The following is a 19,199-nucleotide window of genomic DNA, read 5'->3' on the forward strand; positions in this document are numbered from 1 at the left end:
AGGGTAAAACAAAATGGCTGAGATGGATATGCCGGTCGCCGGTGCACGGGCATCGACGGATAACAAGCAGATGGTCAATGCGATCATCGCGTCAGTGCTCGGATGGGCGCTCGACCTGTTCGATTTGTTCATTCTGCTCTATGTAGCGCCGGTGGTCGGCGCGCTGTTCTTTCCGTCGAGCAATGCTGCGCTGTCGCTCGCCGCGGTCTACGGTTCGTTCGCCGTTACGCTGCTGATGCGGCCGCTCGGTTCGGCGGTGTTCGGGCACTACGCCGACGTGCACGGCCGCAAGCAGGCCATGCTGATCGCCATCGTCGGCGTCGGCATCAGCACGGCCGCGTTCGGCCTGCTGCCGACCATCGCGCAAGTCGGCGTGATCGCTCCCATCGTGTTCCTGATTCTGCGCCTGGTGCAGGGCGTGTTCGTCGGTGGCGTGGTGGCCTCGACCCACACGATCGGCACGGAATCGGTGCCGCCCCATTGGCGCGGCGCGATGTCGGGTCTGGTCGGCGGCGGCGGCGCCGGCATTGGCGCGCTGCTGGCGTCCTTCATCTTCCTGATCACGTCCTCGGTATTCCCCGGAGATGCCTTTGCCGTCTGGGGCTGGCGCTTCATGTTCTTCTCGGGGCTGCTGAGCTCGCTGCTCGGCTGGTTCATCTTCCGTAATCTTGAAGAATCTCCCTACTTCAAGGAGCTCAAGCGCCAGCAGGGCAATAAGCAGGCGACGGTCTCGAAGGCGCCAGTCAAGGATGTGTTGTCGCGTGAGTATCGCGGCGTCCTGCTGATCAACCTGCTCATTACCTTCGGCGGCGGCGCCGGTTATTATCTGACCTCGGGGTATCTGCCGAGCTTCCTGAAAGTCATCAACGCGGTTCCGAACCAGACCTCCTCGCTGATCCTGATGGGCGCCAGCGTCTCGGCGTTCTTCGCCGCGGTGCTGGTCGGCGCGCTGAGCGATCTCATCGGCCGCAAGAAGACGTTCCTGCTGATCGGGGTCCTGGCGGCGGTGCTGTTGCCGCTATGCTATCTGAACCTAGCCACGACCAAGGACACCACGCAGATCACGCTCTATGCGCTTGCCATCGCCTTCATCGGTAATGCCGGTTATGCGCCGGTGCTGATCTTCCTGAACGAACGTTTCCCCACGGCGCTCCGCGCCAGCGGCACCGGCCTGTCCTGGAATATCGGCTTTGCGCTGGGCGGTATGATGCCGACGTTCGTTTCGCTGGTAAGCGGCAGCCCCGCGGAGATTCCGATGTCGCTGGCCTACTTCGCGGTCGGCGTGTTCGTGATCTATTTGATCGGCGCGGTCGTGATCCCCGAGACCAAGGGCAACTTCCGCTGAGCTGGATCGGCGCGGCTGCACCTGCGGCCGCGCCAGCTTGCGAACGTGTGACAGCTGCCGCTAGCCCGCAAGAAATCCGCCATCCACCGCGACCACCGTTCCGGTCGCGTATTGCGAGGCTGGCATGCAGAGGAAGGCGACGGCACCGGCGATGTCCTCGGGCTGGCCCCAGCGCTTGAACGCGGTGCGGTCGGCGATGCGCTCATAATGGGCGCGGTCGGTGCGGCCGGCGGCATTGATCGCGGTTTCGACATAACCGGGCGCGACGGCGTTGACGCGGATGCCGTCTTCGGCCCACGCCAGGGCCAGCGCCTTGGTCAGCATCACGACGCCGCCCTTGCTGGCGCAATAGGCCGGAATTCGCGGCAGGGCCAAGGTTGCATTCATCGAGGCGATGTTGACGATCGAGCCTTTCATCTTCGCCAGCTGCGAGCGGAACGCCATGCAGGTCCGGAACGTGCCCGTGAGATTGACGTCGAGCACTTTCGTGAAGGTCTCGATTTCGTATTCCTTGTCCCGCGCCAGGATGCCGGCGCAATTGATCAGCGCGTCGACGCGTTGGTGTTGCCCGGCGAGTGACACGACGGCTTCATCGCTCGTGACATCGAGCGTCGTGAGCGCAAGTCCGGCGCGCGGCTTGAGCAGGGAGCGTGCGAGATCGGCGTCATTGATGCCTGTGGCGGTCACCGTCGCCCCGAGGTCGCAGAACTGGTTGCTGATCGCGGCGCCGATGTCCCCGGCGCCGCCGATCACGACGGCATGAAAACCGGAGGTGAGAGAAAAGCTGGTACTCATCGGAGGATCTCACTTCAGGATTGCCGGAGGGGGAGCCGTCGATTCCCGGACCACCAGCGAGAAGTCGATCTCACGATGCATGATGGTCTGCTCGCCGGCGAGGCTGCGCACCAGATATTCTCCGGCGCGCTGCCAGGTCTCGTCGGTTGGGACGTGAATCGTCGTCAGGCTCGGTCGCAAATGGCGGCTCCAGTCGAGGTCGTCGAAGCCGACGACCGACAGATCACGCGGCACCGAAAAGCCGCTGCGCTCCGCTTCCAACAGGACGCCGTAGGCAATGACGTCGTTGCCGCAGACCACTGCCGTCGGGCGATTCTTGAGGTTGAGGAGATGGCGGGCCGCCTCGCGCGCGTCGTCCAGGGTATAGGGCACCTCGACATGCCATTCCGGAGGCAGCTCCAGGCCGTTCTCCGCGAGCGCGCGGCGAAAGCCGGCGACGCGGGCGCCGGCGCGGTCGTTGTTGCGCTGGAGAGCGGAAACGATTCCGATCCGGCGATGGCCGAGCTCGATGACATGCCCGGCCGCCCGATGGGCGGCGGCCTCGTTGTTCGTACCGACGCAAGGGTAGGGCCGGTCGGGCTGATAGATCCCGACATTGATGAAAGGCACCGCATTGTCCGCGAGTAGCTTGCGCAACCCTTCGTGATGGCAGTCGCCCCGCAGCACGAGGCCATCGACGCCGCGGCCGATCAGGTTGCGGGCCTGTTGCAGCTCGACGTCGAGATCGTATCCGCTCGTGGTGAGAAACAGCATGTAACCCACCGAGGAGAGATATTTTTGCAGTGAGGCGATGCCGCGCGCGAACATCGTGTTGTCGATCGTCGGTACGATCGCGCCAAGCGTACGCGATCGCCGCGATGACAGAATCCGGGCCGGCGCATGAGGGATGTAACCGACGGCTTCGATTGCCTGCGCGATGCGCGCGCGCAGGGACGGGCTCACTGCATCGGGATTGTTGAGCGCACGCGAGACCGATGCCGTCGACACGCCGGCCCGTGCCGCGACGGCGCGGATGCCTTGCTTCGTCAATTTGGCGGACGGTCGATTCATGATGTAACGTTACAATCTCGGATCGCGGGCGCGGCAAGGAGAATATCTGCAATATTGCCGCACAAAATATCGATTGTCCATCGCTTGACAGAGGTGCGTCGGCGCTTAGGATGTAACCGTTTACAGAATACGCCGACAGCATAAGGCGGCCAGCGGGAGGAGAGTTCGATGAAGGCCAGGATGCTCGCGACGCGCGTCGCGTTGCCCGTTCTTGCGATTGCCGCCGTGAGCGCGCAGGCGCGCGCGGCCGAATTCGACTGGATGAAGTTCAAGGGCAAGACCGTCACCTTTCTCGCCAACAACAATCCGGTTTCGCAGGCGCTGCTCACCTATAAGGCCGATTTCGAGAAGCTGACCGGCATGACCCTGAAGGTCGACGGCTATCAGGAACAGCAGATGCGCCAGCGTCTGGTCACCGTCATGAATGCGAACAGCGACGAGGTCGATGTGTTCATGACGCTGCCCTCGCGCGAAGGCGAGCAGTTCGCCGCTGCTGGCTGGTACGGCGATCTCACCGCGATGGCCAAGAACGAGGTCGCCAAGGACTATGACCCGGCGGGGTTGAGCCAGGCCTTGCTGAAGGCCGCGACGTTCGGCGGCAAGCTGACCAGCATGCCAATGAACATCGAGGGCCCGATTTTCTATTACCGCACCGATATCTTCAAGAAGTGCGGCCTCGAGGCGCCGAAGACCATCAAGGACGTCGAGGCCGCCGCCGAGAAGATCAAGACCTGCGACAGCACGGTGACGCCGTTCGTCTCGCGTGGCCTCAAACCTGCGATCGCCTACACCTTCAGCAACATGCTGCACAATATCGGCGGCACGTATATCGCGAGCGGCAAGTCGAGCCTGTGCTCGGCCAAGGGCAAGGAGGCGCTCGACACCTATAGCCGACTGCTGCGCGACTTCGGACCGCCCGGCGTCGTCAATTACAGCTTCCAGCAGATTTCGGCGCTGTATCGCGGCGGCCGCGCGGCGATGGCGTTCGAATCCTCGAATGAATTGCGCACGGTGATGGAAGGCGGCGCGCGCCTGAAGGACACCGGCCTGTTGCCGTTCCCGGCGGGCGAGGCCGGCCAGGTGCCGACCACGATCGGCTGGGGCATGGCGGTGTCCTCGCACAGCAAGCAGCCGGATGCCGCCTGGTACTTCGTGCAGTGGGCAACGAGCCCCGAGGTGCAGAAGAAGATGGCTTTGCAGGGCATTGCCCCGCCGCGCCCGTCCGTCGCCAAGGACCCCGAATATCGCAAGTGGATCGACGAGGAGCCGGTGCGCAAGGAATGGCAGGCCGCGCTCGACGTGCTCGCCACCAAGGGCTCGTCCGAAGTCGGCTATCCCATCGTCGCCAATCCGCAATCGCGCGAGTTCATTGGTCAGGCGGTGCAGGATTTGATCCTGAAGCAAAAGACCGTCGATCAGGCTTGCGCGGACGCCGACAAGGCGCTGGACGCGCTGATCGCGCTGAACTGACCGCCCGGTGCCGGCTGGTTTCGCGCCGGCCGGCACCTAACTCGATCGAGGACAGGAATACATGTCTGACACGGCTGCGACACTCACGCAGGACCGGCAGAAGCTGGAAATGGCGGCGCTCTCGGCGCCGGCCGTGATCTTCACGGTCGCGATGATCGCATTTCCGGTCGTCTATACGATCTGGCTCGGCTTCCAGACTTTCTCTTCGACCGGCAAGCAGTCCTTTGCCGGCCTTGCCAATTACACGAAGCTGATGTCCGACGTCGAGTTCTGGCATGGGTTGTGGATCACCATTGCGCTGTTCGTGCTCTCGCTGGTGCTGCAGCTCGTCTTCGGCGTCTGGCTTGCGCTGGTGCTGTTTCATGCCAAGCGCCTTCCTGGGATCGTGCGATCGCTGTTCATCTCGCCCTTCATGATGCCGCCGGTGGTCGCCGGAATGATGTGGCTAGTGATCCTCGATCCGTCGCTGGGCGCGGCCAATTACATCCTGCAATCGCTCGGCCTGCCGCCGTCGGACTGGCTGGCCTCGCCGGCATGGGTCATTCCGACGGTTGCGTTGATCGATAGCTGGCAGTGGACACCGTACGTCGCCCTGATCGTGCTCGGCGGCCTGCAATCTCTGCCGCCGAGCGTCTACGAGGCCGCGCAAATCGATGGCGCATCTGCGTTCAAGACCTTCCAGCGCATCACGCTGCCGCTGCTGCTGCCGACCATCGTCACTGCAGCCATTCTGCGCAGCGTCGATCTCCTGCGCTTTTTCGACATCATCTACATCACGACCCAAGGCGGGCCCGGCAGCGCCTCGAATACGCTCAATATCTACGGTTTCCGGGTTGGCTTCGAATTCTTTAACATCGGCTATGCCAGCGCGTTGATGCTGACGCTAACCGCGATCGTGTTCGGCGCCGTGCTCGCCTTCAACCGCCTGCGCGGCGCAGTGGCGTGGTGATCTCATGACCGACGCAGTCAACACCGACCGCTGGATACGCTGGCTCAACCTGGTGCAGCTCGTGCTGGCCGGCGTTATCATCATGACGCCAACGGTCTGGATGGTGCTGTCCTCCTTCAAGCCGTCCTTCGAGGTGACGGCCTATCCGCCGACACTGATCTTCACGCCGACGCTGGACAATTATGTCGAGCTGACCAAGACGACGCCGTTCCTGAGCTACGCCCTCAACAGCCTGATCGTCACCGTCGGCTCGACGGCGCTCGGGCTCCTGTTCGGAATCCCTGCCGCGTTCGCCGTTTCCTGGACGCGTATTTCGTGGCCGGCGATCTTGACGCTCGCGGCGCGCATGGCGCCCGGAACGCTGTTCCTGCTGCCGTGGTACGTCATGTTCCGGCAGGTCGGCATGATCGGATCGTACACAGCGCTGATCCTCAGCCACGCGGTGATCACGCTCCCGATCGTGATCTGGGTGCTGCTGCCGTCGTTCGATGCCATTCCACGCAGCGTGTTCGAGGCGGCACAGGTGGATGGATGCAGCGTCACGCGCATCCTCTGGCGCATCGCGCTGCCGCTGGTGGCGTCCGGCATCGCCGTCTCGGCCATACTCGCCTTCGTATTCTCTTGGAACTACTTCCTGTTTGCGCTGGTGCTGTCCAATGGCGACACCAAGACGCTGATCGCGGCTGCCTTCAATTTCATCGGCGAAGGCTCGACGCAATGGGGCGCCCTGATGGCCGCGGCGACGCTGATCGCATTGCCGCCGCTGGTCCTGGCCGCCCTGGTTCAGCGCTGGCTGGTGTCCGGCCTGACGCTCGGTGCGGTGAAAGGCTAGGTATTTGATGAACGTGTCCCCCCGTCCGAACTCAATCATGCAGGCCGCGGTCTTCCACGGCAACGACCGCATCACCATCGAGCGCGTCGCAATGCCTGATGTCGGCAGCGGCGAAGTGCTGGTCCGTGTCTCGCGCACCGCGTTGTGCGGCTCGGACTTCAAGCTCTGGCACAAAGGCGCCGAGTTCACCGCCGGCCACGAGATTTTTGGCGTCGTGGAGCAGCCCGGCCACCGCCTGCATGGCCGCCGCTGCGCCGTCTATATCCCGCTGCACTGTGACCACTGTGCGGCCTGCAAGCGCGGCGACACCCAGATGTGCCTGGAGGTCTCGAGCCTGATCGGCTGGAACAGGCCGGGCGGCTATGCCGAATACGTGCCGGTGCCGGAAAACTGCCTGCTGCCGGTGCCCGACGATATCGAGGACAGCCTCGCGCCGCTCTTGCTCGACACGATCGGCACCTCCGGCCACGCCGTGCGGTTCGTCAGCCGCGTAGTGCCGCCGGACGAGGCAGGTGCGGTGCTCGTGATGGGAGCGGGGCCTGTTGGTCTCGGCGTCGTGCTGGCGCTCCGCAGTCTCGGTTATGACGATATCCAAGTGGCTGATCCGAACGCGGCACGCTTGAATATCGCCCGATCGTTCGGCGCGAAACCGCATCCGGTCGGCGACACGTCGAAACGGTTCGCCCTCATCATGGAATGCTCCGGCGCGCATGCGGCGCGCAACCTCGGTATCGAGCTGGTTCTGCCGCGCGGGGCGCTGGTGCTGGTCGGCGAGAACGCCGCGCCCTGGACCATCGAGGAAGGCAAGGTCTTCCGCCGCAAGGATTTCTACATGATCCGGACCTTCTACTTCCCGTTCCAGGATTTCGAGCCGAACGTCGAACTGCTGCGCAGGTACAAGGACGAATACCGCGTTCTCGTCGACGGCGAGTTCGGCCTGTCCGCTTTGCCCGAGAATTTCGCCCGCTTCGCCAAGGGCGAGTTGATCAAGCCTGTACTGGCGCTGGACTAAGCGATATGGCCTCGATCTCGATCCGCAACCTTACCAAACGCTACGGCAATTTCACTGTGATCCCGGATCTCAACCTTGAGATCGCGGACCACGAATTCGTGGTTTTCGTTGGCCCGTCCGGTTGCGGCAAGTCGACCTTGCTCCGGATCATCGCAGGCCTCGAGCCGATTTCCTCCGGCGACCTCTACATCGGAGATACGCGCGTCAACGGCGTGCAAGCGGCGCAGCGCGACATCGCGATGGTGTTCCAGGATTACGCGCTCTATCCGCACATGCGGGTCTACGACAACATGTCCTTTGCGCTGGAGCTGCGGGGAACGCCGAAGGCGGAGATCGACGCGCGGGTGAAGCGCGCGGCGGCGCTGCTGCACATCGAGCCGTATCTCGACCGCAAGCCGAAGGAGCTCTCCGGCGGCCAGCGCCAGCGCGTCGCCATGGGGCGTGCGATCGTGCGCAATCCAAAAGCCTTCTTGTTCGATGAGCCGCTCTCGAATCTTGACGCCAAGCTGCGCGGGCAGGTGCGCGCTGAGATCAAGGCGCTGTCGCAGGAGCTCAAGACCACCATGGTCTTCGTGACGCATGACCAGATCGAGGCCATGACCATGGCCGACCGCATCGTGGTGCTCCAGAGCGGCACCATCCAGCAATACGATACGCCTGAGGCGGTCTACGAGCGGCCGGCCAACCAGTTCGTGGCCGGCTTCATCGGCTCGCCAGCCATGAATTTCTTTCCGGTCGAATGGCGACAGGAGCGTGCGATCCTTTCGCAAGGCGGAACGGTGGTGCCGCTGGGCGAGGAGACGGCGAACGGGCTGCGGCGGGCCGGCAGCGCTGTGCTTGGCATTCGTCCCGAACATTTTGCCGTTGCCAACGATGCGGCCGACGGCATTGCAGTGAATGTCAAGCTCGTTGAGCCGCTCGGCTCGGACACGCTGATCCATTTCGATCTCGCCGGCGCGGCATCCATCGCGCGGGTCGATCCGTCGCTACGACCGAAGGTCGGCGATCGCCTCAGCCTCCGCCCGCAACCCAGCCGGACGCATCTGTTCGACGCCGCAAACGGGCGGGTCTTGCGGTGAGCTCGCTAGCGAACATTGGAAATCCGTCGGCGCTGGCAGAGCTCGTTTCTAAGGCGGATCGCGTGCAGGTGATCTGCCTCGGGCTGTCGGCGCTCGACCAGATCTGGCGCGTCGACCGGCTCTTTGCGGGCAGAAGCGAGAAGATCAAGGCCGCCGGCTACGGGACCCTCGGCGGCGGCATGGCCGCCAACGCCGCGGTTACGGTTGCAAGGCTCGGCGCGGCGGTCGCGTTCTGGGGCCGGGCAGGCAATGATGCCGCCGGCCAGGAGATGCGGTCCGCCTTCGGCGCCGAGGGCATCGATGTCGAGAATTTCCGGCTGTTTCCCGATGGCCGCTCGTCGGTCTCCGGGATCATCGTCGACAGCTCGGGCGAACGGCAGATCGTCAATTTCCGCGGTCTCTATCCGGAAGCAGCCGACTGGCTGCCGTTGGAGACGGTTGCCCGCGTATCTTCAGTGCTGGCAGATCCGCGCTGGGTCGAGGGGGCGGCAACGTTGTTCCGCGAAGCCCGCGCGCGCGGGATCCCGACGGTGCTCGACGGCGACATGGCCGATGCCGAGGTGTTCGAGCGGCTGTTGCCCCTGACCGACCACGCAATCTTCTCCGAGCCCGCGCTCACGGCTTTTGGCGGCTCGGCCAAGGATGAAACCCTCGCCGCGCTCGCCCGCTTCGGGTGTCGCATCATCGCCGTGACGCGCGGTGGCGAGGGTGTGAGCTGGTTCGAGAACGGCCGCCTGCACCGACAGGCGGCCTTCGCGGTCGATGTGGTCGACACCACCGGCGCCGGCGACGTCTTCCATGGCGCTTATGCCCTCGCGGTCGGCGCCGGCCTCGACGTGCGCGACGCGATGGCGTTTTCCGCCGCGGCGGCCGCGATGAAATGCCGCCACGCAGGCGGACGCAACGGAATCCCCACCATCAACGAGTGTCTTGCATTCATGAGGACGAAGCCATGAGAACGATTGGAAAGAACCGCGGCCTGGCGCGTCTGGCCGACGCGGACGGTCATTTTCGCATGGTCGCGCTGGATCAGCGGCCGCCGCTGTTTGACGCCATTGCGAAAGCAAAGGGGATTACGCGGGACCAGGTCGAGTATTCCGACGTGACGGCAGCAAAGCGTCTGCTCGTCGAGAACCTCGCGCCACATTGCAGCTCGATGCTGTTCGATCCGAATTTCGCGGTGCCCGCGGCGATCGATCTTCTGCCACCGCGTTGCGGTCTCATCATGACCCTTGAAGAGCACCGGGTGGATGAGACCTCGGGCGGACGCAAATCGCGGGCGATCACCGATTGGAGCGTTGAGAAAATCCGCGCCATGGGCGGCGACGCCGTCAAGGTGCTGGCGTGGTACCGGCCGGACGCCGATGCTGCGGTCAACGAGCATCAGAAGCGGTTCGTTCGCGAGATCGGGCAGGACTGCGCCCGTCACGACATTCCCTACGTTCTGGAGCTGTTGGTCTATCCGTTCCTCGGCAGCGCCAATCACACCGCCGACTACGTGGAATCGCCCGGAAAACTTCCAGGTCTCGTCATCGATAGCGTGCGCGAGTTCGCCAAGCCGGAATATGGCGTCGATCTTCTGAAGCTGGAGAGCCCGCTTGCGGCCAACAGTCTGCCTGCCCGGGATGGCAGCACCGAGGCGAAAGCCGCGCAGACGGAGTTCGATGCGATCGGCGACATCTGCCGCGCGCGCAGCATCCCCTGGGTGCTGCTCTCCGGCGGTGCTGCGCCGGAGAAATTCGAACGGGTACTCGACTTTGCCTATGCCGCGGGCGCGGGCGGGTTTTTGGCGGGCCGCACGATCTGGCTCGATGCCGTCTTGAAGAATTTCCCGGACCGCGCGGCAGTTGCCGCCAGCCTGCGCAAGGATGGCCTTGGTGTGCTCGAACGGCTCAACGAGCTGACCAAGGCCAAGGGAACGCCGTGGAAAGCGCGCTTTCCCGTATTTACTGATATCAAGCGGGAAGGGGACTTCGCGCGCGCATACTGAGCTGGTGGCCGTTCCGGGTGGTCCGATCCCGATCGCAGGATCTGCAACATGACGTCTGACAGCTTCACTATCCGCTCGATCGAAGCATTCTGCTATCGCTATCCGTTGGCGACGCCGGTGGTGACGTCGTTCGGCCGGATGCTCAACCGCCCCGCCGTCTTCATTCGCGCCGTCGATGAAGATGGCGTCGAGGGATGGGGCGAGGCTTGGTCGAATTTCCCTGCACCCGGTGCGGAGCATCGCGCGCGGCTCGTGAACGAGGTGCTCGCGCCCGGTCTCGTCGGGCGCAGGTTCGACGGTCCGGCTCAAGCCTTCGAGAGCCTGACGAGGGGCACCGAAGTGCTGGCGCTGCAATGCGGTGAACCCGGTCCCTTTGCGCAGGCGATCGCGGGCATCGATCTCGCGCTATGGGACCTCTCGGCGCGCCGTCGGCGCTTGCCGCTCTGGCGGCTGCTCGGTGGGCACGGCAGCACGATCAAGGTCTATGCCAGCGGCATCAATCCCGGCGGCGCTACGCAGACGGCCGAAGCCGCACTCGAGCGTGGTCATCGCGCGTTGAAACTGAAGGTCGGATTCGGCGCCGACATGGACCTCGCCAATCTCGCAGCCCTGCGCCAGATCGTCGGCGCGGGCATGCTTGCGGCGGACGCCAATCAAGGCTGGTCGGTCGAGCAGGCGCTTCAGATGCTGCAGCAGCTTGGCGGGTTCGATCTGCGCTGGCTGGAAGAGCCTATCCGCGCCGATCGGCCACGCGAAGAATGGCAAAGACTGCGCGCAAGCGCGGACATGCCGATCGCCGCCGGCGAGAACATCTCGAGCGCCGAAGGCTTCAGGCAGGTGTTGACCGAGGACGTGCTCGGCGTGGTTCAGCCGGACATCGCGAAATGGGGCGGGCTCACGGTCTGTGTCGGAGTGGCGCGTGATATCCTCGACGCGCGCAAGACGTTTTGCCCACACTATCTCGGCGGCGGCGTTGGACTGCTTGCCTCGGCTCATCTGCTTGCCGGCATCGGTGGAGATGGCTGGCTGGAGGTCGACGCCAACGACAATCCGTTGCGCGATTTGTTTTGCGGTTCCCTGGTCGACGTGCGTGAAGGCACGGTTCAGCTGAGTGACGACCCGGGACTCGGAACAGTGCCGGATCTTTCAGCTATCGAGCGCTATCGCAGCGTCTAAACAGTTCGGGGGGCTTCGCCTAAAGTACCTCGGCCAAAGATTGGCCGTGCAGCTCGATGTTCAATCCCCGCATGCCGAGGTCGTTGATCTCGCCGCCCATCGCCTTCAGGCTCTCCTCGCGGATCAGGGACATCAGCCCGCGGCGTAGCGCCAAAAATTCCGAGGACATCATCATGGATTGCTGTCGCGGCCGTTCCAACGGAATTGGGATCTCCGCCTTGATCGAGCCGGGGCGTGCGGTCATGCAGTAGACGCGGTCGGACAGGAAGATCGCCTCGTCGATATCGTGGGTGACGAACAGCACCGAGATCTTCAGCCGCTGCCACATGTTGGTGAGGATCTGCTGCATGATGACGCGGGTCTGGGCGTCGAGTGCACCGAAGGGCTCGTCCAGCAACAGCACTTTTGGCCCCGTGGCGAGCGCGCGGACGATGCCGACGCGCTGCTTCATGCCGCCGGAGAGCTTTTCCGGATAGTGCTTCTCGAAGGCCTCCAGGCCTGCTAGTCCGAGCAGCGTCCGGGCCGCGCGCTCACGCTGCGAGCGCGGCATGCCCCGCATCTTCAGGCCGAACTCGACGTTCTCCCGCACCGTTTTCCAGGGAAACAGCGAATATTGCTGAAACACCATGCCGCGCTCGGCGCTGGGTCCGCTCACACGTTCGCCGTCGACGGTGACAATACCGGTGGTCGGCTTGAGGAAGCCTGCGACCGCATTGAGCAGCGTCGATTTTCCGCAACCGGAGGGCCCGACGATCGAGACGAACTCGCCCGGTTTCACGTGGATCTGCGTATCGGTGACCGCCTGGACCGGTCCCTCGATGCTGTCATAGCTGAGGGAGAAGCTCCTGACTTCGATATGGCCTTGCGGTGCCTTGGCGGGGATCTCGCTCATTTCGCTCTCCACGGCATCACCAATTGTCCGGCGCCCCGGATCAGCAGGCTCGATCCCAGGCCGAGAACGCCAATTGCGATCATGCCGAGCGCGATGTCGGCGTACTGGACCAGCGAATAGGCTTCCCAGGTGAAGTATCCGATGCCGTACTGGCCCGAGATCATCTCGGCCGCGATCAGCGAGACCCAGGCTACGCCCATGCCGACCGTGAGGCCGGTGAAGATGTGCGGCAGCGATGCCGGAAAATACACCTCCCGGAAGATCGAGCGCTCCCGCGCGCCGAGGCACTGTGCCGCGCGCACCAGCACGGGATCGACCAGCGTCATGCCGTGAAGTGTATTCACCAGGATCGGGAAGAACGAGCCGAGGAAGGTGATGTAGACGATGCTCTGCTCGTTGGTCGGCCATAGCATGATCGCCATCGGCACCCAGGCGATTGCTGGGATCGGTCGCAGCACTTCGGCGACCGGGAAGATGATCTCATGGACGAGCTTGAAGCGACCCATCACTAGACCGAGCGGCACCCCGACGATGGCTGCAAGGGAGAAGCCGACGAGGATGCGCCGGCAGCTCAAGAGAATGTGCATCAGGAATTTTGGATCGTGGATCGCCTTGGTGAAGCTGGCATAGACCGCGAGCGGCGAGGGCACATTGGTGAAGCGCACGAAGAACACGACGCGATAGGTCGTGAGCAGATGCCAGACCAGGAGGAATGCCAGCAGCGAGGTGATGCCGATCGCGATCGCGCGCAGGCCGCTGCGGTTCAGTCGGTACCAGCGCAGCGCGAGCGTGCCGAAGGACGGTGGGGTGGCGACGGGCCCCGGGCCCGCTTCTGCAATGGCTGTTGCCGGCATGCTGTCCTCGGGATGTCTGAGGATGGCGGGACTGCTCACGTCTTGCCTCCGCCCACCGCCGCCTTCACCGCGTCGTCGAAGCCCAGCACCTTGCCGCCGATCTTGGCGGCATAGGCTTCGGCGTCCTTCTTCAGCAGGAACGGCGCGACGTCGCCATCGCCGACGGCGAAGAAGGCCTGGTCGGCGAACAGCTTGATGCCGCGCGTGGTGTCGAAGACGTAGGCGACGTTGATCTTCTTGCCCTTGGCCTTGAAGTCGGCATAGGCCCCCAGGGTGCACGCCGCGGACGCAAACGGCATGATGCCGGCATCATCCACCCAGACTTCGCCGGCCTTGCGCGGATCGGTGATCGGCTTCTTGCAGAAGGCGTCTTCGCCAGCGATCTCGTAATTCTTGGTGCTCGCGAGTTGCGCGTCGTAATCGAGCTTCATCTCGGCATGGGCTTTGCGGATATAGCCATCGTCGACCCACTTTTTCGGATCGAACTCCTTCATCCGGCCGAGATTTTGCAGAACCTTGACGTCGGCGGTGGCGGCGTCGATCAATGCCGGTTTGACCGTGGGATCGGTGGTCATGTTGCCGCTGGGCCCCAGGAAGATGTACACCACTTCCTTGCTGATGCCGGTCCATTCCTGGATCTTCTCCGCGGCGCGCTTGGGATCGTCGCGCAGCCACTGATTGGCGGCGATGACCGCCTTCAGATAGGCGGTGACGACCTCCGGATATTTATCGGCGAAATCGGTGCGGACCACGATGCCGTGGAAGGTCGGGACATTGGTCTCGACGCCGTCAAAAATCTTCCGCGCGAAGCCGCGGAACGGCAGCAGCTCGGCAAAGGGAACGAAGTCGGCATGCGCGTCGATCTTCTTTTCCTGGAGATTGGTCGAGCCGACCTCCGGGCTCTGGCTGACGAGCTGGAAAAAGTCAGACGTGTAGCCACGGTCCTGCATCGCCTTGAGCACCATGCCATGGGCGGCGGAGCCGAACGGTACACTGACGAGCTTGCCCTTGAGATCGGCGAGATCGTAATAGGGCGAGTCCTTGTGAACGACGATGCCGTTGCCGGAGCCGGACAGGCTGTAGGCGGCGATACCGATCAGCCGGCTCTTGCTTTCGGGGTTACTTTCGAAGGTGAAGCCGTTCACGATCAGCGGATAGTCGCCCATCATGCCGATCTGCAGCTTGTTCGCCATCATCGCGTTGGTGACGGGCGGGCCGGAGGTGAAGTTCTGCCACTCCAGCTCGAACTTGATGTTGCTGTATTTGCCGTCTTTCGGCAGGTATTTCTCGAGCAGGTGCAATTGGCGGATGACGACGCCGGCGGTTACCGTGTTGGTTGTCGTATCCTGCGTTCCGATGCCAAGCGTGACGGTTTCCGCCGAGGCCGGCTGCGCGACCAGAAGGGCCAGCGACGTCACCGACGTCGCGATCGAGAGCGTGGAAAGACGGCGGACCATTCTCATCCTCATTCGGTTGGATGTGCTGTGGTTGCCATGATTGGGTGAGGGCCCGGTCAGGGCAAATCCGGAATGAGCGCTGCAGTCGATTAGTTGCCGGGAAAAGCTGATTGCATACTCCTTGAGCAGTCCTGCACTATAAAGCCGCTTGCCTGAGCACGGGCGGTGGTCGCAAATTCGGTCAATCGGATGCGTGGCCGCGCATCTCCTCCAGCACGTCCGTCCGGCAGACCACGATCTGTGACCGCTTGGTTTGCACGATTCCCTTCTCTTGCATCCGCTTCAGGCTGATCGTGACCCATTGCCTGGTGGCACCGACCATGTGCGCAATGTCGGCATGGGTGAAGGCGGCCGCGATCACCCTGCCATCGGCGTCCTCGACACCATAGAGTTCGACGAGATGCAGCAGCAAATGCGCAAGGCGCTGCGTGATCGAGCGCGTTCCCAGCATCTGGGCGAGAGCCGAATAGCATTTGCCCTTGAACGTCAGGCCTTCGATCAGGCCGATCGCAAGGTTCGGGATCTCGACGGCAAGGGATCGCAGCTCCTTTCCGGGAAGATGCACGACGCTGCAATTGCTGGACGCAACACCGGACCATTGATGCACGGTGCCCTCGAACACTTCCGGCCCGCCGACGAAATTGCCGACATGCCAGTAGGCGAGCGTGATCTCGCGTCCGAGCGGGGAGGTGTAGAACACCCGGATACGGCCGCTCTCGATCAGCCAGATGCCGTCGTGCTTGCCGCCCTGGCTGAACAGCGTCTGGCCGCGGTTGAGCACTTTTCGGCGGCCTTGCTTCAGCACCTGCTCCCGCTCGCGCGGGGAGAGCTTGTCCATCAGCGGCGGGGGCCCGCCGATCCATTGCTGGTTCTCGGTGAGCAGCAGCGAGGAGCTGCCTGCAGGCCGGACTGCCGGGGGAACAGCCCCGCGAACCCCATTCGCCGCCTGCAACATCGTCTGCCTCCGGAACGTTCAAATCGTTCTAAAGAGGAGCAATGTCCGTGCCAGATTCACTCAACTGTCGTCGCCCGGCTTGTGCGCAATTGCGCACTGGGGCGGGCGACCCAGTATTCCAGAGACGTCCGTGGGATACGGAGAGGCCGCAGCGTACTGGATTCCCCGCCTTCGCGGGGAATGACAGCGATATGCGTTGGGAGATCGAGGCCTACCGCCCGGCCAAGCTCAGCAGATACGGCTTGGGATAAATCCCCCTGTTATGTCCGTCCGAGAACGAGATGTTCAGCCCATAGCCGAGATCGCCGATCTCGGTGATGGCGATGCCGGGAAAGTGTTTAGGGAAACGGCCGTCGAAGCGGGCGCGGGTGCAGTGGGCGCATTTGCAGGAGAGGCGAAGTTTTTCGGCAGGGACGCTCAGCGCGTCGTCCAGCGTGGTGCGGACGAGGAGCGTCGCCAGATCGGCGCTCGCTTCGTAGTCGGCCACGGTCGGTACTACCAAGGTCCTCATGACGTATCTCCGACCCTCTTCTACGGCGTCGCAGACGAGTGCGGATAGCAACTAGTTGCCAACGCCGGCTGCTCTCCGATCATCGCCCGCGAAATGTGAAACTAATCGACCGGGAATTTCACTTCCGCGTTGCCGGATTCCCGTCTCTCCGAAACCTTGTGCGCGATCGAGGCACGGAGACGAGGATGAGCGCATTTCAGAAAGAGACGGTTTTGTCGGTCCGGCACTGGACCGAGTCCCTGTTCAGCTTCACCGCGACGCGCGATCCCGGCTTTCGCTTCCAGAATGGCCAGTTCGCCATGATCGGGCTGGAGGTCGAGGGCAAGCCCTTGATGCGGGCCTACAGCATGGCGAGTGCCAATCACGAGGAAGCGCTCGAGTTCTTCTCGATCAAGGTGCAGGACGGTCCGCTGACCTCGCGCCTCCAGAAGGTCAGAGAAGGCGACATCATCCTGGTCGGCCGCAAGGCGACGGGGACGTTGATCACCGGCAACCTCATTCCGGGAAAGCGCCTCCTGCTGCTTTCGACCGGCACGGGGCTCGCGCCGTTCGCCAGCCTGATCAAGGACCCCGACGTCTACGAGAACTACGAGACGATCGTGCTCGCCCATGGCTGCCGCCAGGTCTCTGAGCTCGCCTATGGCGAGCACGTGGTCGAAGGCCTCCGCAATCACGAGTTCTTCGGACCGCTGATCCGCGACAAGCTCGTCTACTATCCGACCGTCACCCGCGAGCCGTTCAGGAATCGTGGCCGCATCACCGATCTGATCGCCTCGGGCCAGCTCTTCGACGATATCGGGCAGGGCAGCCTCGATATCGAGACCGACCGCATCATGCTCTGCGGCAGCCCGGCGATGCTGGAGGAGCTCCCCGCGATGTTCTCTGCGCACGGCTTCGTCGAAGGAAACCACAGCCAGCCCGGCCATTTCGTGATCGAGAAAGCCTTCGTCGAGCGCTGAGGCGCAAATCGCGTTCCGGCGACAACTAATTGCTATCGCCGCGACGCCCTCTGAACAAATCTGATGCAAAGGCGCCGGAGATGCCGGCGAACCAGGAGCAAGCGATGGCACTAGATCAGATCGTCGACGGACTTTCGGAGGTTTCCTGCGATGTGCTGGTCATCGGCGGCGGCACGGCCGGCCCGATGGCTGCGCTGAAGGCGAAGCTGAAGAATCCGAAGGCCAATGTCGTCCTGCTCGAAAAGGCCAACGTCAAGCGCTCCGGCGCGATCGCGATGGGCATGGACGGCTTGAATAACGCCGTCATCCCCGGCTATGCGACACCGGAGCAGTACACCAAGGAAATCACCATCGCCAATGACGGCATCGTCGACCAGAAGGCGGTCTATAAGTACGCGCAGAACTGCTACGGCATCATCGAAGAACTCGACAGCTTCGGCATCCGCTTCCTGAAGAACGAGAACGGCGACTACGCCGTCAAGAAGGTGCATCATATCGGCACCTACGTGCTGCCGATGCCGAACGGCGAGACAGTGAAAAAGGCGCTCTACCGCCAGCTCCGGCGCGCCCGCATCCTGATCTCCAATCGCTACATGGCGACGCGTCTGCTCAAGTCGGCAGATGGGCGCATCGCTGGCGCGGTCAGCGTCAATACACGTACCGCAGAGATGCTGGTGATCAAAGCCAAGGCCGTCATCCTGTGCATGGGCGCGGCCGGCCGCCTGGGTCTGCCGACCTCCGGCTACATGTTCGGAACCTACGAGAATGCTGCCAATTCCGGCGATGGCTATTCGATGGCCTATCACGCCGGCGCCGCGCTTGCGAACCTCGAATGCTACCAGATCAATCCGCTGATCAAGGATTACAACGGTCCCGCCTGCGCCTATGTCGCCGGTCCCTTCGGCGCCTTTACCGCCAACAACGAGGGATCGCGCTTTATCGAATGTGACTACTGGTCCGGACAGATGATGCTCGAATTCTACAACGAGCTGCTGTCGGGTAAGGGCCCGGTGTTCCTCCAGCTCAAGCATCTCCACCCGGATACGATCTCGGAAATCGAATCAACGCTGCACAAGGTGGAGCGGCCGACGCGTGGCCTGTTCCAGCAGGGACGCGGGGTCGATTACCGCAACGATTCGATCGAGATGCACATCTCCGAGATAGGCTTCTGCTCCGGCCATAGCGCCTCCGGCGTGTTCGTCGACGACAATGCGCGCACCACCGTGCCCGGCCTCTACGCCGCCGGCGACATGGCGAGCGTGCCGCACAATTACATGCTCGGCGCCTTCACCAACGGCGCGGTGGCCGGCATCGACGCGATGGAGTTCGCCGACAACCACGACTTCGCGGAGTTCGATGCCGCCGACGTGGCCAGGGAGCGCGACCGCGTGATGGCGCCGACCAGGCGCGAGGACGGCATTCCGCCGAACCAGGTCGAGTACAAGACGCGGCGCCTCGTCAACGATTATCTCCAGCCGCCGAAGGTCACGCGCAAATACGAGCTTGGCATGCGCCGCCTCGCCGAGGCGCGGCAAGACATGCAGGAGCATATGATCGCACGTAACGCACACGAGCTGCTCCGCGCGCTTGAAGTGCAGTCGATCATGGACTGCGCCGACATGGCGGTACATGCCTCTTTGTATCGCGAGGAGAGCCGCTGGGGCCTCTATCACTGGCGCACGGATTTCCCGGAGAAGGACAACGAGAACTGGTTCTGCCACACCCTGCTGAGCAAACAGAACGGCAGGATGACCAGTGAGAAGCGCGCGGTCGAGCCCTATGTCGTCCCGATCGCGGACGACGAGAAGGACCTCTACGACAAGCAGCGCATCCGCGCGACCGCCTGATCCATCGCCAACGACAAGCAACAGGA

Annotated in this window: 18 protein-coding genes; 11 read left to right on the plus strand and 7 right to left on the minus strand. The window is 63.3% G+C overall.

The window, feature by feature from the left end; genetic code table 11:
- Nucleotides 1-13: 13 nt before the first annotated feature.
- Complete coding sequence (locus tag CV770_RS00815; protein WP_104461006.1) at nt 14-1,345, plus strand: MFS transporter; 1,332 nt, start codon at nt 14-16, stop codon at nt 1,343-1,345.
- 60 nt (nt 1,346-1,405) lie between these two features.
- Here CV770_RS00815 and CV770_RS00820 read toward each other — a convergent pair whose 3' ends face one another.
- Both CV770_RS00820 and CV770_RS00825 read right to left on the minus strand, forming a co-directional pair.
- Nucleotides 1,406-2,140, minus strand: coding sequence for an SDR family NAD(P)-dependent oxidoreductase (locus CV770_RS00820; protein WP_104461007.1), 735 nt, complete (start codon nt 2,138-2,140; stop codon nt 1,406-1,408).
- A gap of 9 nt (nt 2,141-2,149) precedes the next feature.
- Nucleotides 2,150-3,190 (minus strand): LacI family DNA-binding transcriptional regulator, encoded by a 1,041-nt coding sequence (locus CV770_RS00825; protein WP_091952513.1) that lies wholly within the window; start codon nt 3,188-3,190, stop codon nt 2,150-2,152.
- A gap of 168 nt (nt 3,191-3,358) precedes the next feature.
- Between CV770_RS00825 and CV770_RS00830 the strand changes: the two genes are divergently transcribed.
- From CV770_RS00830 to CV770_RS00865, 8 genes are all read left to right on the plus strand, one after another.
- A complete protein-coding gene (locus tag CV770_RS00830) occupies nt 3,359-4,660 on the plus strand; it encodes an ABC transporter substrate-binding protein (protein WP_091952511.1) in 1,302 nt (433 codons plus the stop codon).
- Nucleotides 4,661-4,721: 61 nt separating this feature from the next.
- Nucleotides 4,722-5,609, plus strand: a complete 888-nt coding sequence (locus CV770_RS00835; protein WP_104461008.1) for a carbohydrate ABC transporter permease — start codon at nt 4,722-4,724, stop codon at nt 5,607-5,609.
- 4 nt (nt 5,610-5,613) lie between these two features.
- Nucleotides 5,614-6,441, plus strand: a complete 828-nt coding sequence (locus CV770_RS00840) for a carbohydrate ABC transporter permease (RefSeq protein WP_018316074.1) — start codon at nt 5,614-5,616, stop codon at nt 6,439-6,441.
- Nucleotides 6,442-6,448: 7 nt separating this feature from the next.
- A complete protein-coding gene (locus tag CV770_RS00845; RefSeq protein WP_104461009.1) occupies nt 6,449-7,453 on the plus strand; it encodes a zinc-dependent alcohol dehydrogenase family protein in 1,005 nt (334 codons plus the stop codon).
- A gap of 5 nt (nt 7,454-7,458) precedes the next feature.
- Nucleotides 7,459-8,532, plus strand: a complete 1,074-nt coding sequence (locus CV770_RS00850; protein ID WP_104461010.1) for an ABC transporter ATP-binding protein — start codon at nt 7,459-7,461, stop codon at nt 8,530-8,532.
- A 62-nt stretch (nt 8,533-8,594) separates the two neighbouring features.
- Entirely contained in the window at nt 8,595-9,488 is an 894-nt protein-coding gene (locus CV770_RS00855) for a sugar kinase (protein ID WP_245453636.1), read from the plus strand.
- On the plus strand, nt 9,485-10,522 hold the full coding sequence (locus CV770_RS00860) for a tagatose 1,6-diphosphate aldolase (RefSeq protein WP_104461012.1): 1,038 nt from the start codon (nt 9,485-9,487) through the stop codon (nt 10,520-10,522). Before CV770_RS00855 ends, CV770_RS00860 begins: the two co-directional genes overlap by 4 nt.
- A 48-nt stretch (nt 10,523-10,570) precedes the next feature.
- Complete coding sequence (locus CV770_RS00865; protein ID WP_104461013.1) at nt 10,571-11,698, plus strand: mandelate racemase/muconate lactonizing enzyme family protein; 1,128 nt, start codon at nt 10,571-10,573, stop codon at nt 11,696-11,698.
- 19 nt (nt 11,699-11,717) lie between these two features.
- Here CV770_RS00865 and CV770_RS00870 read toward each other — a convergent pair whose 3' ends face one another.
- The 5 genes from CV770_RS00870 to CV770_RS00895 form a co-directional block, all read right to left on the minus strand.
- Nucleotides 11,718-12,590, minus strand: coding sequence for an ABC transporter ATP-binding protein (locus CV770_RS00870; protein ID WP_177237457.1), 873 nt, complete (start codon nt 12,588-12,590; stop codon nt 11,718-11,720).
- Nucleotides 12,587-13,483, minus strand: a complete 897-nt coding sequence (locus CV770_RS00875) for an ABC transporter permease (protein ID WP_104461014.1) — start codon at nt 13,481-13,483, stop codon at nt 12,587-12,589. The genes CV770_RS00870 and CV770_RS00875 overlap by 4 nt, the downstream gene beginning before the upstream one ends.
- Nucleotides 13,480-14,901, minus strand: a complete 1,422-nt coding sequence (locus CV770_RS00880; protein ID WP_165637085.1) for an ABC transporter substrate-binding protein — start codon at nt 14,899-14,901, stop codon at nt 13,480-13,482. The genes CV770_RS00875 and CV770_RS00880 overlap by 4 nt, the downstream gene beginning before the upstream one ends.
- Nucleotides 14,902-15,082: 181 nt before the next feature.
- Nucleotides 15,083-15,856, minus strand: a complete 774-nt coding sequence (locus CV770_RS00885) for a Crp/Fnr family transcriptional regulator (protein ID WP_104461015.1) — start codon at nt 15,854-15,856, stop codon at nt 15,083-15,085.
- A gap of 211 nt (nt 15,857-16,067) precedes the next feature.
- A complete protein-coding gene (locus CV770_RS00895) occupies nt 16,068-16,367 on the minus strand; it encodes a gamma-butyrobetaine hydroxylase-like domain-containing protein (RefSeq protein WP_104461066.1) in 300 nt (99 codons plus the stop codon).
- 185 nt (nt 16,368-16,552) lie between these two features.
- Between CV770_RS00895 and CV770_RS00900 the strand changes: the two genes are divergently transcribed.
- Both CV770_RS00900 and CV770_RS00905 read left to right on the plus strand, forming a co-directional pair.
- Nucleotides 16,553-17,326, plus strand: a complete 774-nt coding sequence (locus CV770_RS00900) for a ferredoxin--NADP reductase (protein WP_104461017.1) — start codon at nt 16,553-16,555, stop codon at nt 17,324-17,326.
- Nucleotides 17,327-17,430: 104 nt separating this feature from the next.
- On the plus strand, nt 17,431-19,173 hold the full coding sequence (locus CV770_RS00905; RefSeq protein ID WP_104461067.1) for a fumarate reductase/succinate dehydrogenase flavoprotein subunit: 1,743 nt from the start codon (nt 17,431-17,433) through the stop codon (nt 19,171-19,173).
- Nucleotides 19,174-19,199 lie beyond the last annotated feature (26 nt).

The sequence above is a fragment of the Bradyrhizobium sp. AC87j1 genome (assembly GCF_002936975.1).
Lineage (GTDB): Bacteria > Pseudomonadota > Alphaproteobacteria > Rhizobiales > Xanthobacteraceae > Bradyrhizobium > Bradyrhizobium shewense.

Excerpts from the sequence above, each read along its gene's own strand:
- CV770_RS00820 (WP_104461007.1), bottom strand. The coding sequence starts at position 2,140 with ATGAGTACCAGCTTTTCTCTCACCTCCGGTTTTCATGCCGTCGTGATC.
- CV770_RS00830 (WP_091952511.1), top strand. The coding sequence starts at position 3,359 with ATGAAGGCCAGGATGCTCGCGACGCGCGTCGCGTTGCCCGTTCTTGCG.
- CV770_RS00845 (WP_104461009.1), top strand. The coding sequence starts at position 6,449 with ATGAACGTGTCCCCCCGTCCGAACTCAATCATGCAGGCCGCGGTCTTC.
- CV770_RS00840 (WP_018316074.1), top strand. The coding sequence starts at position 5,614 with ATGACCGACGCAGTCAACACCGACCGCTGGATACGCTGGCTCAACCTG.
- CV770_RS00835 (WP_104461008.1), top strand. The coding sequence starts at position 4,722 with ATGTCTGACACGGCTGCGACACTCACGCAGGACCGGCAGAAGCTGGAA.
- CV770_RS00850 (WP_104461010.1), top strand. The coding sequence starts at position 7,459 with ATGGCCTCGATCTCGATCCGCAACCTTACCAAACGCTACGGCAATTTC.
- CV770_RS00865 (WP_104461013.1), top strand. The coding sequence starts at position 10,571 with ATGACGTCTGACAGCTTCACTATCCGCTCGATCGAAGCATTCTGCTAT.
- CV770_RS00905 (WP_104461067.1), top strand. The coding sequence starts at position 17,431 with ATGGCACTAGATCAGATCGTCGACGGACTTTCGGAGGTTTCCTGCGAT.
- CV770_RS00885 (WP_104461015.1), bottom strand. The coding sequence starts at position 15,856 with ATGTTGCAGGCGGCGAATGGGGTTCGCGGGGCTGTTCCCCCGGCAGTC.
- CV770_RS00815 (WP_104461006.1), top strand. The coding sequence starts at position 14 with ATGGCTGAGATGGATATGCCGGTCGCCGGTGCACGGGCATCGACGGAT.
- CV770_RS00900 (WP_104461017.1), top strand. The coding sequence starts at position 16,553 with ATGAGCGCATTTCAGAAAGAGACGGTTTTGTCGGTCCGGCACTGGACC.
- CV770_RS00895 (WP_104461066.1), bottom strand. The coding sequence starts at position 16,367 with ATGAGGACCTTGGTAGTACCGACCGTGGCCGACTACGAAGCGAGCGCC.
- CV770_RS00860 (WP_104461012.1), top strand. The coding sequence starts at position 9,485 with ATGAGAACGATTGGAAAGAACCGCGGCCTGGCGCGTCTGGCCGACGCG.
- CV770_RS00870 (WP_177237457.1), bottom strand. The coding sequence starts at position 12,590 with ATGAGCGAGATCCCCGCCAAGGCACCGCAAGGCCATATCGAAGTCAGG.
- CV770_RS00880 (WP_165637085.1), bottom strand. The coding sequence starts at position 14,901 with ATGGTCCGCCGTCTTTCCACGCTCTCGATCGCGACGTCGGTGACGTCG.
- CV770_RS00825 (WP_091952513.1), bottom strand. The coding sequence starts at position 3,190 with ATGAATCGACCGTCCGCCAAATTGACGAAGCAAGGCATCCGCGCCGTC.